The following is a 15504-nucleotide window of genomic DNA, read 5'->3' as shown; positions in this document are numbered from 1 at the left end:
GCTTCCATCAAGGCTGGGTAGGTATGGCTATGAGGTGCTGGTGGCTAAACGATCGTGGGTACGGGCGCGTGCCCACACCTCAGCATCCAGCACCGACTCCACCGTTAGCTCGGAGGACCCTGAATGTTCGCTGAGGACGGACTCCACAGTATCCACGATGTCCGTGAAGCGGATTCGGCCGGCATGGAACGCCTCTACGGCTTCCTCGTTGGCTGCGTTGAAAACCGCCGGGAACGTACTCCCCTGCTTCGCGGCGTCCTTGGCAAGGTCAACGGCCGGAAACGCCACGGAGTCCAGGGGCTCGAAGGTCCAACTGGTGGCTTGCGTCCAGTCACAGGCCTGGGCAGCGCGTGGCACCCGGTCCGGCCAGCCAAGGCCCAACGCTATGGGCAGGCGCATGTCCGGAGGTGAGGCCTGCGCGATGATGGAGCCGTCAATGAACTGGACCATGGAGTGGACCACCGACTGGGGATGTACCACCACATCGATCCTGTCCAGGGGAACATCGAACAGCAGGTGTGCCTCGATCACTTCCAGCCCCTTGTTGACCAGGCTGGCGGAGTTGGTGGTAACCATCAGGCCCATGTCCCAGGTGGGGTGGGCCAGCGCTTCCCGCGGTGTGACCTCTTGGAGTTGCTCCCGCGTTCGTCCGCGGAACGGACCACCGGAAGCAGTGAGGATCAGTTTGTCCACTTCGCCGGCCGTGCCGGAACGCAGGCACTGCGCGATGGCGGAATGCTCCGAATCCACGGGAACAATCTGGTCCGGCCGGGCGGCCGCCTTGACCAAGGCGCCGCCAACAATCAAGGACTCCTTGTTGGCGAGCGCCAGCGTGGCGCCCGACCCCAGGGCCGCCAGCGTGGGGGCAAGCCCAATGGATCCGGTAATGCCGTTAAGGACCACATCGCAGGCGATGGCGGCAATGTGGGTAGACGCGTCCGGCCCCACGTAGATGTCCGGTTCATAGGCACCCAGTCCCGCGGAGGCCGCGAATGCGGCGATCAGCTGCCGCAGCTGGCCGCTGTCGCCGCTGGCGATTCCAACGGCTTGGGCGCGGACATGGACGGCCTGCTGCGCGATCAGTTCGGGGTTCCCGCCACCGGCGCTCAGGGCCACTACTTCGAAGAGGTGCGGCGCGGCGTCGATCACCTCGATGGCCTGTGTGCCGATGGAACCGGTGGACCCGAGGATGACGATCTTTCGCGGCTGCATGCTTCCAGTATCCCAGTAGCCGCGGTGCCCGGTGAACGCCACAGCACCCGCAGGTGGACACCCTGTTGACCGCCGGCCCCGCGGGCGTAGCGTGGGGATCGTGGAGTGGCTTTCCTGGGTCGACGCACGGGATTACGAGCTCGCGAGGCAGGTCCTGCAACGTGGAACCGCCGCGCTGTACTTCCTCGCCTTCCTGTCCACGCTGAACCAATTCCCGGTACTCCTGGGCGAGCGCGGCCTGCTTCCGGTTCCGGACTTCGCGGACTTGGCGCGGCGGATGGGCAGGCCCACCCTCTTCCGCTGGCGGTATTCGGACAGGTTGTTGCGCCTGGTCTGCTGGGTGGGCCTGGCGGTCTCGGCGACGCTTGTGCTCGGTGTCCCACAGGCAGGGCCGCCGTGGGTGCCCATGCTGGCGTTCCTTGCCGTGTGGTTCCTGTACATGTCGATCGTGAATGTGGGCCAAACCTTCTACGGTTTCGGTTGGGAGATCCTCCTGTTGGAGGCAGGTTTCACCGTGGCGTTCCTTGGCTCGGACCAGACTCCCCCACCCACCACCGTCCTGCTCCTGATCGTGTGGCTCGTTTTCAGGCTGGAGTTCGGCGCCGGCATGATCAAGATCCGCGGCGGAAGGGAGTGGCGGGACATGACCGCCATGTTCTACCACCACGAGACCCAGCCCATGCCCGGGCCGCTGAGCCGCCAAGCCCACCTGCTCCCGCGGCCCTTGCACAAGGTGGAAGTGGCCGGCAACCACATCGCCCAACTGGTGGTCCCTTTCTTCCTGTTCGCACCCCAGCCGCTGGCAGGCATCGCCGCAGGGATCATCATCGTCACCCAGCTATGGCTGGTGGCCAGCGGCAATTTCGCCTGGCTCAACTGGGCGGCCATCGTCTTGGCGTTCGCTGCCGTGAGCGACCCCGTGGCGCACGCGGTGTTCCCCTTCATTCCGCTTGAGTGGCACCCGGGCGCCCAATCCCCGATCTGGTGGACCGGCGTCGTACTGGCCGTGACGGCACTGTTGCTGGTGCTCAGCTACCGCCCCCTCCGCAACCTGTTCTCGCGCAGGCAGCTCATGAATGCAAGTTTTAACCGGTGGCGCCTGGTCAACGCCTACGGAGCGTTCGGGACGGTCATCAAGCAACGCGTCGAGGTGGTGGTGGAGGGGACGCTGGACGAGCAACCGGACGCGCCGGACGATCGATGGCTGGAGTACGGATTCAAGGGCAAGCCCGGTGATGTCAGCCGGTTGCCGCGGCAGTGGGCGCCCTATCACCTCCGTCTGGACTGGCTCATGTGGTTCCTGCCCCTGCGAACCGTCCACGAGGACTGGTTCTACGCTTTCCTGGACAAGCTCCTGGCGGCCGACGCGCCAACGCTCGGACTGCTTCGCCATGACCCCTTCGACGGCGAACGGCCGCGTTGGGTGCGGGCGCGCAGCTGCCTGTACCGTTTCGCCAGCCGTGCCGAGTTCAGGGAAACCGGCCAACGCTGGGTGCGCGTGCCCCTCTACGAGGCCATCCCGCCTTTGTCACTGGACACGCGACGCCGGTGGCTTCCTTAGTTGCCCGCACCAAGGCCTACACCACAGCGTCGGCCAGCCCCGCGGCTCCGTGGACTGTGGCCTCATCCGGTGCAGCCTCCCCCGCGACGGTTTCATCCACCGCAGCACGCTTGCTGCTCCGCTTGCTGGTTGGTACGGTCACGGCTTTCTGCTCCACCGCTTCGGCCGCGATATAGAGGCCTTCGCGGTTGAGGTGCCGTGAGTAGCTCGAATCCAGGTACAGGGTGGGGAATGAATCCTCGCTGTTCATCTCCGCAGCCTTGGCCAGGAGAGCGCTGTACAGGTACTCCTTGACAGCTCCGGCCCCGGCTCCCCCGCCATAGACGTAGGCGACCTCCGTGGTGGCGCCTACCACGGCCAAGACCCGGCCGAACTGCTCGGCAACTTCCTTCGCGAAGAACATGGTCTCTTCGTCGACGAATGCCTTGACGCGGTCGTAAAAATTCAGCTTCAACCGCGACGGCCCGGCATGCAGGTACTCCGAGAGTTGCTTGCGGGAGGTGAACCCCGTCTGGAATCCGCGGTCCCGCATGGCCTTCATGGCATCGGTCAGCACCGATCCGTAGCCCTTCTTGAACGTCGTGGACGCATCGGCGTTGAACTGGCCCGCCGTGAAAACCGGAAAATTCACGGTTCCTTCGCCAATGTCGATGCCGATGGTGTGCTGCGCGGCCAGGACATCTCCCGGAGTGATGCCGTCCAGGGGAAGGCCCCGACGGCGGACATCGGCAAGCATCGCTTCCATCAAGGGCTCGCCCTTGGCGGTGATCGCATATTGGGCGGAGGCGCCTTCCGGTATGACCTGCACGTCCATGAAGCGCAGCTTGACGGTCACGGGCGTCTCGAAATTGTGCACCGTCACCGTGTGGACGCCGTTCATGAACTCCGCGGCGTAGCTGGTCCGGTGCGAAAGGTATTCATCGATGGGCAGCGCCAGCGCCACCCGTGCACGCACACTCAGGACTTCCTCGCCCGGGGGCAATGAGCCGTTGGCGCGCACGTGGTCACGGACCGCCTTGGCTGCGAACACGCCCATGACCAGGATCTTGCTCAGTTCCTGCTGGGCTTTGCTCCGATGGCCAATGACATCGAATTCCTCAAATGCTCCTTGGGCGCTCAGGGCCCTCAAGCCGAAGAGGCGCCGGTACGTGTCGCCGATCAGTGTCGATTCGAAGCTCACATCCAATTCGTTGTAGAAGTCGCCCTCCATCCGGGCCGGCGCCTCCCGGTCCGGTGTTGGCAGTGCATTGGAACGGGTGATAAGTGCCACCCCGCTGGGAAGGTCGATCTCATCGCCATCGGAGCCACCGGAACCCAGCGGTCCGCGGATGATTCCTTTGACGTAGCCATTGCCTACGTCGATGCCGCCGGTGAGATTGGTCGAAATGGTCATGGGAAAGTCCCTTCAGTGTGCGTGGGTGTGGTTCGGGTTGCAGCGGGCGCCGCTATCGCCGCAGTTGGGCGAAGAGGTGGTTGACGTCAACTGGCGCCGCCGCAGGCGGATTCTCCGGTTCGGCTCCGGGATCGGCGGGGGTTGGCGTGGGCTCCCCCGGCGCGGCGTCGGAAGCTTCACTGGCGATGCTGTCGACGGGACGGTCTCTGCCGGCGGGGAGTTGCACGACGGGCCTGTTGACGATGTCCACATAGCCTTGACGGGCAATGCTCTCCCGGATCAGCATGCGGATGGACAGCGACTGGTTGTCCTGCAGTTCCAGCCACGCGATGACGGCTTCATCCGCGTGGGGCACCGTCAATCGATAACGGTGCGGCGGCTGCTTCGCGGCCCCCGGGGTTCGAAGATCGGTCACGTGGTTCTCCTTCGCTGGCTTTCACCTGTGCGATCAAACCCGTCCCGGGATTGACCTGCCTGTGGTCAGGACTGGCCAAGATCGCACCGGTCACAACCCAGAAGTGGCCGGGATGACCCGATCGTGACGCAACACGCGGCGAAGGATCGCAACTGAGCCTGAAGGATCACCGGAGGTTGAGGTCAGCGGACTGCCGAGCCCACCTGAGACGTACGCGGCGGGGCCGTGGACTCGCGGACCACCAAGTGGGTGGCGAGTTCCACCCGGCGGGAGTCGATGTCCTCGCCATGCATTTGACGGAGGATGAACCGCAGGGCCGAGCGCCCCATTTCCTGCAGTGGTTGGGAGACGGAGGTCAACGGCGGTACGGACTGTTCAGCCTGGTGCGTCCCGTCGAATCCCACCAGGCTCATGTCGTCCGGAATCCTGACGTGCTGCCTCCGCGCCTCCGCCAGGACGCCCAGGGCAATGCTGTCGCTCCCGGCAAAGATGGCCGTGGGTGGGTTGTCGAGGGCAAGCAGGGTTTTCATGGCGCGGACGCCGTTGGACGGCCGGAACGCACCGGCAGAGACGTACTCGTGGTCCACGGAGATGCCTTCAGCCATCAGCGCGGCCATGTAGCCGTGCAGGCGGGCCTGGCTGCACTCGGCCTCACTGGGACCACCGATGAAGGCGATGTGCCGATGTCCCAACTCCAGCAGGTGCGTGGTGGCGGCCTTTCCGCCGGCCCAGTTGCTGGCACCCACACTGCAGACATCCGCCGGTGGCGGATTGAGGGGATCGACGACGGCGATGGGAATCTGCCGCCGTTGGAAGGCCTCCAACTGTGCGGAGTTGTAGGCCGAGGTCACCACAATCATTCCGCTGCGGCCCTCGTCGATCATCCGCTGGGCACGCTCTTCCGGACCCAGCGGTGAGGAACCTTCCCGGCTGGTGACCGAGAGGATCACCTCCATGTCCGATGCCGCGGCGTGTTCCATGATCCCGTTGAGTACTTCCACGGAGTAGGCCGAATTCAGTGAATCGAAGACCACCTCCACGGCCCGGCGTTCCGGAACTGCCCGGCGCTGCAGCGGCGATTTGTAGCCTGTGCGTTGCAGGGCTGCGAGGACCCTCGCCCTGGTCCCTTCGGCCACGTCTTCGCGGCCGTTGACCACTTTGGAGACCGTTGGAGTAGAAACTCCGGCTTCCTTGGCAACGGCGGCCAGCGTCAACTTGGCCGACTCCCTGCTGTTTCCCATGAATCCTGCTTTCGAAAAAATTTCGATGTGCTTCGATCATCGTGCACCAACGCCAGTGAAGCAACATCCTCCAGAAAATGAGAAGAGGAGCTCTTGACGAGCACACGTTTGCGCTTTAGTTTAGACCGCAACCTAAATCGGGTGAGCGAAAATTTTCGAATCATTTCGAATACTCCCTTGTTCAATCATGCGAAAACACATGGAGAAGCAATGAAGCAATTCCAGTCCTCCCGCCGTTCCTTCCTGGCCCTCGCTGCCCTCACGCCCTTCGCGGCCATGGCAACCACCGCCTGTGGAACCTCAGGTCCCGGCGGAACGGGCGCAGGTGGCGGCGCCAGCATGTGGTTCCTGACGGGAGAGCCGAACCAGACCATCATGCAGAAGGCGGCGGATGCCTTCGGCGCAGCCAATGCCGACAACAAGATCAGCATCACGTACTTCCAAAACGATGCGTACAAGACAAAAATCAAGACCGCCATCGGCGCCGGCCAAGCACCGACCATCGTCTACGGCTGGGGCGGAGGCGGTTTGAAGACGTACGCCGAGGCCAACCAAGTGGAAGACCTGACTGCATGGTTCGAGGCCAACCCCGACCTGAAGAAGAAGTTCTTTCCCTCGTCCTTCGGAGCGGCCACCGTCAACGGCAAGATCTACGCCCTGCCCAACCAGGCCGTCGCACCGATCGTGCTCTACTACAACAAGGACCTGTTCGCGAAGGCCGGAGTCCAGCCGCCCAAGACCTGGGACGACATCATGTCCTTGGTGAAGACGTTCAATGACATGGGTGTGGCGCCCTTCTCCCTGGGCGGCCAGTCCCGCTGGACGTCGATGATGTGGCTGGAGTACCTGTTGGACCGCATCGGAGGTGCAGAGGTCTTCAATGCGATCTTCGAAGGCAAGGCTGATGCCTGGAAGCACCCGGCCGTCATCGAAACGGGTACCAAGATCCAGGAACTCGTCTCGGCCGATGGCTTCATCAAGGGCTTCTCTTCCATAACCGCCGATTCCAAGGCCGACCAAGCCCTCCTTTTCACGGGCAAGGCCGCCATGATGCTTCATGGCTCCTGGACCTATGGATCCATGAAGAAGGACGGGCAAAACTTTGTCCAGGACGGCAAACTCGGCTTCGTTCAGTTCCCCAGGGTGGCTGGCGGCAAGGGCGATCCCAAGAGCGGAGTAGGCAACCCGGCGCAGTACATGTCCATTTCGTCGAAGGCCTCCGACAAGGAAAAAGAGACCGCCAAGAAGTTCTTCAAGGACGGCATCATGACTGACACGGTCATTGACGCCTACATCAACTCGGGTTCCGTACCGATCGTGAACGGTATTGAAGGCAAGCTTTCGTCCTCTCCGGACAAGGACTTCCTCAACTTCGTCTACGACCTGGCCAAGAATGCGCCCACGTTCCAACAGTCCTGGGACCAGGCACTAAGCCCCACCGCGGCCGAGGCCCTCCTTAACAACATCGACCAACTCTTCCTGAAGTCGATCACGCCGCAGCAGTTCGCCGAAAACATGAACGCAACCCTGGGCAAATGAGTACTTCAACAGCTAACAGGACCGCTGCCCGCCGAACAGTCGGCACGGCCGGGGGCCAGAAGAACTCTGCACTCGCGTGGCTGACCGTGCCGGCACTGGCCTTCTTTGTTGTCTTCGCCCTGGTCCCGCTGGTGGGTGTGCTCTTGCTGAGCTTCGCCAACTGGGATGGCATCGGCGCGATCGGGGCCGCCGGGTTGGACAACTGGTTCAGTGTTCTTGCCGACCCGGGCCTGTACAACGCACTGGGACTCACGTTCCTGATCATGATCGTTTCGTGGCTTGTCCAAACCCCCATCAGTCTCCTGTTGGGAGTCTTCACCGCAGGCAGCCAAAAATACCGGGCCGCACTGGCCGTCCTCTATTTCCTCCCGCTGCTGCTCTCCTCCGCAGCAGTAGCAATCGCTTTCAAGGCCCTCCTGGACCCGAACTTCGGCCTGGCAATGGGCCTCGGACTGCCCTTCCTGGCACAGGACTGGCTGGGTGTACCCCAACTTGCTCTTGGCTTGGTCATCTTCGTCATCGCCTGGCAGTTCGTGCCGTTCCACACACTCATTTACCAAGGTGGAGTGCGCCAAATCCCAAAGTCCTTGTACGAGGCCGCCCAGATCGATGGAGCGGGCACCATCAAGCAGTTCTTCCACATCACGCTCCCGCAGCTCAAGTACACGATCATCACATCATCCACGCTGATGGTGGTGGGTTCGCTGACCTACTTTGACTTGATCTTCGTCCTGACGGGCGGCGGCCCGGGCAACTCCACGCGGATCCTGGCCCTGGACATGTACCTGCGCGGCTTCCGGGCCAACCTCATGGGTCCGGCCAGCGTCATCGCCGTCATTCTCGTCGTCATCGGCCTCGTATTGGCCCTGTTCCTTCAACGCCTGGGTGGCAAGGACAAGCAGGGCAGCCAATTGGAAGGTATGTAGCGTGAGCACAGTTCTGACACCCCAGCAGCAATCGCCCGTAACAGGCTCGCCCACCAAACCCCCAGCCAACCGGCAAGGCCTGCTGACCCGTATCCGGCGGCTCAACCTTCCGGGCGGCCTTGGCGGCTGGCTCTGGCTCGCGGTCATCATCATTCCGGTGTACTACATCGTCATTACCAGCCTGAAGACGTCAGAGGGCTACTTCGGCCAGAACCCCTTGGCGCCACCTGCCTCGCCCACGTTCGAGAACTACCAGCTGGTCCTCGAATCCGATTTCGCCAGATACTTCATGAACAGCGTGATGGTCACCTTGGGTGCCGTGGTCCCCACGGTCCTGATCTCCTTCATGGCCGCCTTCGCGATTGTCCGTGGCCGCGGCCGGTTCCTCAAACTGGTGAATGGCATGTTCCTCATGGGGCTGGCCATCCCGCTGCAGGCGACGATTATCCCGATCTACCTGATGATCATCCGCTTGAACCTCTATGACAGCCTCCTGGCCATCATGCTGCCCTCGATCGCCTTTGCCATCCCCCTGACGGTCCTTATTCTGTCCAACTTCATCAGGGACGTTCCCAACGAGCTCTTCGAATCCATGCGGCTTGATGGCTGCAGCGAATGGCAAACGATGTGGCGACTGGCGCTGCCTCTTACCCGGCCCGCAATCGTCACCGTGTCCATCTACAACGGGCTCCATGTGTGGAACGGCTTCCTGCTGCCCCTGGTGCTCACCCAGAGCCCCAACCTGCGTGTCCTCCCCTTGGCTTTGTGGACGTTCCAGGGCGAATACAGCGTCAACATTCCGGCCGTCCTGGCTTCGGTGGTGCTGAGCACCCTCCCCATCCTGGTGCTCTACGTCGTAGGGCGCCGCCAGCTGCTCAGTGGCCTGACCGCCGGATTCAGCAAATAGAAAGGAATTCCCATGGCAGACAGCAAACCCTTGCGGGTAGGCATGGTGGGCTACGCCTTCATGGGGGCCGCCCACTCCCACGCCTGGCGTACCGCTCCGCGCTTCTTCGACCTTCCGCTCGCCCCGCAAATGACAGCGGTGGCTGGCCGCAACGAAGAAAGCGTCCGGGCTGCGGCTGCCAAGTACGGATGGGACTCGGTGGAAACGGACTGGCGCCGGCTCATCGACCGGGATGACATCGACCTGATCGATATCTGCACGCCGGGCAATACCCACGCCGAGATCGCCATCGCTGCCCTTGAAGCCGGCAAGCACGTGCTCTGCGAGAAACCGCTGGCCAATTCAGTGGCTGAAGCGGAGAAGATGACTGTGGTGGCCCAGGCCGCTGCTGAACGCGGCGTGCTCTCCATGTGCGGCTTCAGTTACCGCCGGACGCCGGCCCTCGCGTTGGCCAAAAGGATGGTGGAGGAAGGACGCCTGGGTGACATCCGCCATGTCCGGGCCCAGTACCTGCAGGATTGGTTGACCGACGCCAACGCCCCGCTCACGTGGCGCCTGGACAAAGCCAAGTCCGGCTCCGGTTCCCTCGGTGACATCGGGGCGCACAGCATCGATGCTGCCCAGTGGATCACCGGCATGGACATCACAGGTGTTTCCGCGCTCCTGGAAACGTTCGTTAAGGAACGCCCCCTCGCGGGCGACTTGGTAGGCCTCGGCGGACAAGGCGGCCCGGACGGGCCCAAGGGTCCGGTCACGGTGGATGACGCGGCGCTGTTCACGGCCCGTTTCGCGCCAAAGCACGACGGCGGCAGGCCCTCCGGCGCGCAAGGCACCGACGGCGGATCACGCCAAGGTCCCATCGGCATCTTCGAGGCCACCCGGTTTGCGCTGGGGCGCAAGAACGCCATGCGCCTGGAACTCAACGGAACCAAAGGATCCCTGGCCTTCGACTTCGAGGACATGAACTCCCTCCAGTTCTACGACGCCTCACTGGAGCCGGACGCAGGCTTCAGGAAGATCATGGTCACCGAGCCGACGCACCCCTACACGGCCAACTGGTGGCCCACGGGCCATGGACTCGGCTATGAGCACGGATTCACGCATCAGGTGGTGGACCTCGTGAATGCCATCCACGCCGGAGAGCAGCCCTCGCCGTCGTTCGCTGACGCGCTGCAGGTCCAAAAGGTGCTCGCCGCCGTCGAGGAAAGCGCCAACAACGCCAGCCGCTGGGAAAACGTCCACAAGGAGGCATCATGAACCGGCCCGTCACGCTGTTCACGGGCCAATGGGCAGACCTGCCGTTCGAGGAAGTCGCGCGCCTGGCCGGTGAATGGGGCTTCGACGGCCTGGAGATCGCCTGCTGGGGAGACCACCTGGATCCGCAGCGGATCGTGGAAGACGATGCCTACCTGCAAAGCAAGATGGACATCCTGGACAAGAACAACCTCTCAGTCCATGCGATCGCCAACCACCTCACGGGACAGGCAGTGTGTGACGATCCCATCGATGAAAGGCACAGGGATATCCTCTCCCCCGCGGTCTGGGGTGACGGCGACCCTGAGGGTGTCCGGCAGCGCGCCGCGGAAGCCATGAAGACCACGGCCCGCGCGGCTGCCAAACTGGGCGTCAAGACGGTCACCGGCTTCACGGGTTCCTCCATCTGGAAATGCGTGGCGATGTTCCCACCGGCGTCGGAGGCAATGATCGAGCGCGGCTACCAGGACTTCGCCGACCGGTGGAATCCCATCCTGGACGTCTTTGACGAGGTCGGTGTGCGCTTCGCCTTGGAAGTCCACCCCTCCGAGATCGCCTACGACTACTGGACTGCGAAGCGGACGTTGGAGGCGATCGGACACCGGGAGAACTTTGGGCTGAACTTTGATCCCTCCCATTTCATCTGGCAGGACCTGGACCCGGTGATGTTCCTCCAGGACTTCGCGGACAAGATCTTCCACGTCCACGTGAAGGAATCCGTCCGCCAACTCAATGGCCGGAACGGTCGCCTGGGCTCGCACCTGCCGTGGGCCGACCCCCGACGCGGCTGGGACTTCGTCACTGCCGGCCACGGCGATGTGGCCTGGGAACCCATCTTCCGGACCCTCAACGCGATCGGCTACGACGGACCCACCAGCATCGAATGGGAAGACGCCGGAATGGACCGGTTGGTCGGTGCCCCTCAGGCCTTGGCCATGGTCCGTGACCTCGCCACGATCCAACCTCCGGCCGCGGCTTTCGATGCCGCCTTCGCCACGCGATAGACACCAACGGATACGCCCCGAAACGAAGGAAACCATGACAAACAACACCAAGAGCGCCCTGGTGGTCCGCGGCGGCTGGGACGGACACCAGCCCGTCGAGGCCACCGAACTCTTCATCCCCTACCTCAAAGCCCAAGGATTCGAGGTCCGCGTCGAGGAGTCGCCCAAGATCTATGCCGACCCCGAATACATGGCCTCAGTGGACCTGATCGTGCAGTGCATGACCATGTCCACCATCGAGAAGGACGAGTTCGAAGGCTTGCGGACAGCGGTAGAGAACGGCACCGGACTGGCCGGATGGCACGGTGGCATTGCCGATTCCTACCGGAACAACTCTGACTACCTCCACCTGATCGGTGGCCAGTTCGCTTGCCATCCCGGCAAACACCCGGAGGAACGTGTCGGAGAACAATCAGACAACTACGTCCCGTACACCGTGAACCTGCTGCCGGCCGCCGCAGGACACCCCATCACCGCCGGACTGTCCGACTTTGACCTGGTCACTGAGCAATATTGGGTCCTCGCCGACGACTACATCGACGTCCTGGCAACCACTACGCAGAAGGTCCGCGAATGGGACCCGTGGAACCGCGAAGTCACCTCACCCGCCATCTGGACCCGCCAATGGGGCAAAGGCAAGATCTTTGTCTGCACCCCCGGGCACCGCGTCGAAGTCCTTGAGGACACCAACGTCCGCACCATCATTGAAAGGGGCATGCTGTGGGCAACCCGTTGAACAGCGGCACTGACCTCAACGTCGGCATCATCGGCTGCGGCAAGATCGTGGAGCAGTACCTCACCAACTTCCGCCGCCTCGAATCGATCAACCTGGTGGCCGTAGCCGACCTCGATTCCTCCCGCGCCCAGGCCGTAGCCGACTCCTACGATGGTGTCCGGGCCGTGTCCGTGGAAGACCTCCTGGCAGCAGATGACATCGACCTGGTCCTGAACCTGACCATCCCGGCAGCCCACGCCGAGATCGCGCTGAAGGCCATCGCCGCCGGGAAATCCGTCTACGGCGAAAAGCCCTTGGCTGCCACCACCTCCGAGGCGCGCCAGGTCCTCGAAGCCGCCCGCGCCGCGGGCGTGGTGGTGGGCTGCGCGCCGGACACCGTCCTGGGTACAGGCATCCAGACGGCCCGCAAGGCGATCGACGACGGCCTGATCGGCGCCCCGGTTTCGGCCACCGCCACCATGGCCACACCGGGCCACGAGCGGTGGCACCCGAACCCGGACTTCTACTACCAGCCCGGCGGCGGACCCCTCCTGGATATGGGCCCTTACTACGTCTCGGCGCTCGTGACGCTGCTGGGTCCTGTGGTCTCGGTGCTGGGCGCGGCAAGCCACACGCGGACCGAGCGGACCATCGGTTCCGGTCCCCGCGAAGGCCAGCAGGTTCCCGTGGACATCGACTCGCATGTGACCGGAGTCCTGGTCCACGCTTCCGGTGCCCTGTCCACGCTCTTCATGAGCTTCGACGCGGTCAAGACCAAAAGCCCCAACATCGAAATCCACGGCGAAAAAGGCTCGCTCGTGGTGCCGGACCCCAACCATTTCGACGGCGAAGTGCAACTGTTCGCCCTTGGCGCCGAGGATTGGGAGACGCTGCCGGTCTCGGCCGGCTACCTGGATTCGGGCAGGGGCTTCGGGATCGCCGACCTCGCCGCAACGCCGTCCGGGCAGGAACCCCGCGCTGGTGGCGAGCTGGCATTCCATGCCCTGGAAGTCATGGAATCCGTGTTGGAATCCGCCACGTCAGGGGTGGCAGTGCCCATCACCAGCACGGTGCAGCGACCTGCTGCCGTCCCTTTGACGGAGCTGGCGGCTGCAGTCCGGGCGTAGCGCTTCGTGCCCGCGCCAAGGTGGCATGTGATGGCAGTGTTTCACGAAACATTGGCATGAAGTGCCACCTCGCGCCGGCTTAGAGACCTGCCCTGCGAAGCACCGACTCTGCGTGCTTCAGGATGGGTCCGTCGATCATCTTTCCCTTGAACTGGAACACTCCTGTGCCTGCAGCAGTTGCGGCTTCAAGCAACTCCGAAGCGTGGGCGACCGCTTCCGGGGCAGGGGCATAGGCCTCCCGCACCGCCGCCACCTGGTTTGGGTGAATGCAGGCCTTCGCTCCAAAGCCGCTGGCCACGGCGTCCTCCGCCTCGGCAGAGAGGCCGTCCAGGTCAGGGATGTTCACGTACACGGCATCAATGGCTTCCTTGCCTGCGGCCTTGGCTGCAAGCAGCACAGCGGAACGGGAGTGCAGCGCAACCGCCCGGTACCCGCCGTCGTCGTTCCTGCTGGACAGGCCACCCAGCGACGCGAGCAGGTCTTCGGCGCCCCACATCAGCGCCACCACGTTCGGTTCCGCGGCAATGGACGCAGCGTTGACCACACCGGCGGCTGTCTCACACAGGGCAATGACGCGGTAGCCCTCCAGCGCCTTCAGCTGGGACGCGTTCTCCGCCTTGGCGAGCATGACGGTCCGGTAGGGCGTCTTCGCCAAAGCCGCGAGGTCGAGCTCAAAGTCGGGCGACCCCACCGGATTCACGCGGACAATGGTCCGGGACGGCTCCAGGCCGCCCGCGCCCTGCTGCACGAGAACCGCTTCCCGTGCACGCTGCTTGTCCGCGGGCGCCACGGCGTCTTCCCAGTCCAGGATGACGGCGTCGGCGCGATCCGCTGCCTTGCCGAACCGCTCCGGACGATCGGCCGGGCAGAACAATAGGGCCGGACCCATGGTGAAGGGAATGGCATCGGAAGAAGGCATTAGGATTCCTTGCTGCTGGGCGGACGTTCTACGGCTCGGAAACGGACGATTGGGCCGCGTGGGCGTCCTTGGTCCACATCAGGCAGGTCCTGGTTGCCAAGGCCACCACATCGCCGTCCTGGTTGCGGCCAGTGTGTTGCATGGTGACCAGCCCTTGTCCGGGCCGTGAGGAGGAGAGCCGTTTGCCGCTGACCACCGTTTCCGTGTACAGCGTATCCCCGTGGAAGAGCGGGTGTGGGAACGTGACATCCGTGAGGCCCAACTGCGCAACGATGGTTCCTTGCGTCAATTGCGCCACGGACTGACCCACCATGGTGGACAACGTGAACATTGAGTTCATGAGCCTCTGCCCGAACGGTTGCGTTGAACTCCATGCCGCATCCAGGTGGAGGGCCTGGGTATTCATGGTGAGGGTCGTGAACAGGACGTTGTCCGCCTCCGTTACTGTCCGGCCGGGTTTGTGGGCGTACACGACGCCCTCCTCCAACTCGTCAAAGTAGAGCCCCCGCTGCTCGACCACCCGTGGCGTGGAGTCGGTCATACGGTCAGTTCCTGGTCTTCTTCGAACAGCTCAGCCCCTGTGGCGGCCAGGACGTCGTCGAGCGTGACATTCGGCGCCAGTTCGCGGAGCACCAGCCGCGGCTCGCCTTCGTCCTTGACGACGTCGATCACCGCAAGGTCCGTGATGATGCGGTCTACGCAGCCCTTGCCGGTCAACGGCAGGGCACAGTCCTGCACGATTTTCGGCCGGCCGTTGCGGTCCACGTGTTCCATCATCACGATGACCTTTTTGGCACCGAACACCAAGTCCATGGCCCCGCCCATGCCCTTGACCATCTTGCCCGGAATCATCCAGTTGGCGAGGTCGCCGTTGGCCGCCACCTCCATGGCCCCAAGGACCGCCACGTCCACGTGGCCTCCCCGGATCATGCCGAAGGAGGACGCCGAGTCGAAGAACGCGGCACCGGCGTTGGTGGTCACGGTTTCCTTGCCCGCATTGATCAGGTCCGGGTCAACCCGGTCCTCGGCAGGATACGGACCGACGCCGAGGATCCCGTTTTCCGAGTGCAGGATGACTTCCACGCCGTCCGGAATGTAGTTCGGTATGAGGGTTGGCATGCCGATGCCCAGGTTCACGTACTGGCCGTTTTCCAGTTCCTTGGCAACGCGGGCGGCCAGTTCGTTCCGGGTCCACCCTTTTGCCTCGTGATGTTCGACGTCGGCACGCCGGTATTCGTGCCGCACGGCTTCGGGACGGGGCGGGACATCCTGCAGGCTGTTCATCTCCACG

15 protein-coding genes are annotated in these 15504 nt (G+C 63.5%); 8 read left to right on the top strand and 7 right to left on the bottom strand.

Annotated elements, in window-relative coordinates:
- Positions 1-27: 27 nt before the first annotated feature.
- The gene (gene dxr / locus ACIPY3_RS06115; protein WP_400331402.1) at positions 28-1212 is read right to left on the bottom strand and encodes a 1-deoxy-D-xylulose-5-phosphate reductoisomerase; all 1185 of its coding nucleotides are present in this window, start codon (positions 1210-1212) and stop codon (positions 28-30) included.
- A 100-nt stretch (positions 1213-1312) separates the two neighbouring features.
- Between dxr and ACIPY3_RS06110 the strand changes: the two genes are divergently transcribed.
- The gene (locus ACIPY3_RS06110; protein WP_400331399.1) at positions 1313-2773 is read left to right on the top strand and encodes a lipase maturation factor family protein; all 1461 of its coding nucleotides are present in this window, start codon (positions 1313-1315) and stop codon (positions 2771-2773) included.
- 16 nt (positions 2774-2789) lie between these two features.
- On the opposite strand, the gene ACIPY3_RS06105 is transcribed toward ACIPY3_RS06110, so the two are convergent.
- The 3 genes from ACIPY3_RS06105 to ACIPY3_RS06095 all read right to left on the bottom strand — a co-directional run bounded on the left by ACIPY3_RS06105 (position 2790) and on the right by ACIPY3_RS06095 (position 5822).
- Complete coding sequence (locus ACIPY3_RS06105; RefSeq protein ID WP_400331397.1) at positions 2790-4166, bottom strand: hypothetical protein; 1377 nt, start codon at positions 4164-4166, stop codon at positions 2790-2792.
- A gap of 52 nt (positions 4167-4218) precedes the next feature.
- Positions 4219-4581: a hypothetical protein gene (locus ACIPY3_RS06100; protein ID WP_400331394.1), complete on the bottom strand. Its 363-nt coding sequence runs from the start codon at positions 4579-4581 to the stop codon at positions 4219-4221.
- A gap of 182 nt (positions 4582-4763) precedes the next feature.
- Complete coding sequence (locus ACIPY3_RS06095; protein ID WP_400331391.1) at positions 4764-5822, bottom strand: LacI family DNA-binding transcriptional regulator; 1059 nt, start codon at positions 5820-5822, stop codon at positions 4764-4766.
- A gap of 210 nt (positions 5823-6032) precedes the next feature.
- Between ACIPY3_RS06095 and ACIPY3_RS06090 the strand changes: the two genes are divergently transcribed.
- From ACIPY3_RS06090 to ACIPY3_RS06060, 7 genes are read left to right on the top strand one after another with little or no spacing between them, the layout of a single operon-like run.
- Positions 6033-7361 (top strand): extracellular solute-binding protein, encoded by a 1329-nt coding sequence (locus ACIPY3_RS06090; protein ID WP_400331389.1) that lies wholly within the window; start codon positions 6033-6035, stop codon positions 7359-7361.
- Positions 7358-8287, top strand: a complete 930-nt coding sequence (locus ACIPY3_RS06085; protein ID WP_400331386.1) for a carbohydrate ABC transporter permease — start codon at positions 7358-7360, stop codon at positions 8285-8287. The genes ACIPY3_RS06090 and ACIPY3_RS06085 overlap by 4 nt, the downstream gene beginning before the upstream one ends.
- 1 nt (position 8288) lies before the next feature.
- A complete protein-coding gene (locus ACIPY3_RS06080; protein WP_400331383.1) occupies positions 8289-9194 on the top strand; it encodes a carbohydrate ABC transporter permease in 906 nt (301 codons plus the stop codon).
- A 12-nt stretch (positions 9195-9206) separates the two neighbouring features.
- Positions 9207-10451 (top strand): Gfo/Idh/MocA family protein, encoded by a 1245-nt coding sequence (locus ACIPY3_RS06075; RefSeq protein WP_400331380.1) that lies wholly within the window; start codon positions 9207-9209, stop codon positions 10449-10451.
- A complete protein-coding gene (locus tag ACIPY3_RS06070; protein WP_400331378.1) occupies positions 10448-11452 on the top strand; it encodes a sugar phosphate isomerase/epimerase family protein in 1005 nt (334 codons plus the stop codon). Before ACIPY3_RS06075 ends, ACIPY3_RS06070 begins: the two co-directional genes overlap by 4 nt.
- A gap of 34 nt (positions 11453-11486) precedes the next feature.
- Positions 11487-12188, top strand: coding sequence for a ThuA domain-containing protein (locus ACIPY3_RS06065; protein ID WP_400331373.1), 702 nt, complete (start codon positions 11487-11489; stop codon positions 12186-12188).
- Entirely contained in the window at positions 12173-13294 is a 1122-nt protein-coding gene (locus ACIPY3_RS06060; RefSeq protein WP_400331366.1) for a Gfo/Idh/MocA family protein, read from the top strand. Before ACIPY3_RS06065 ends, ACIPY3_RS06060 begins: the two co-directional genes overlap by 16 nt.
- Before the next feature lie 79 nt (positions 13295-13373).
- Here ACIPY3_RS06060 and ACIPY3_RS06055 read toward each other — a convergent pair whose 3' ends face one another.
- The 3 genes from ACIPY3_RS06055 to ACIPY3_RS06045 are packed head-to-tail and all read right to left on the bottom strand — an operon-like array spanning position 13374 to position 15497.
- Entirely contained in the window at positions 13374-14213 is an 840-nt protein-coding gene (locus tag ACIPY3_RS06055; protein ID WP_400331360.1) for an HpcH/HpaI aldolase/citrate lyase family protein, read from the bottom strand.
- A gap of 28 nt (positions 14214-14241) precedes the next feature.
- On the bottom strand, positions 14242-14754 hold the full coding sequence (locus tag ACIPY3_RS06050; protein WP_400331357.1) for a MaoC family dehydratase: 513 nt from the start codon (positions 14752-14754) through the stop codon (positions 14242-14244).
- A complete protein-coding gene (locus ACIPY3_RS06045; protein ID WP_400331653.1) occupies positions 14751-15497 on the bottom strand; it encodes a CoA transferase subunit B in 747 nt (248 codons plus the stop codon). Before ACIPY3_RS06045 ends, ACIPY3_RS06050 begins: the two co-directional genes overlap by 4 nt.
- Positions 15498-15504: the final 7 nt, after the last annotated feature.

Source organism: Paenarthrobacter sp. NPDC089714, from assembly GCF_044748905.1.
Lineage (GTDB): Bacteria > Actinomycetota > Actinomycetes > Actinomycetales > Micrococcaceae > Arthrobacter.
Note: the sequence above shows the minus strand (reverse complement) of the source record. Positions and strands in the feature narration are given on the sequence as shown.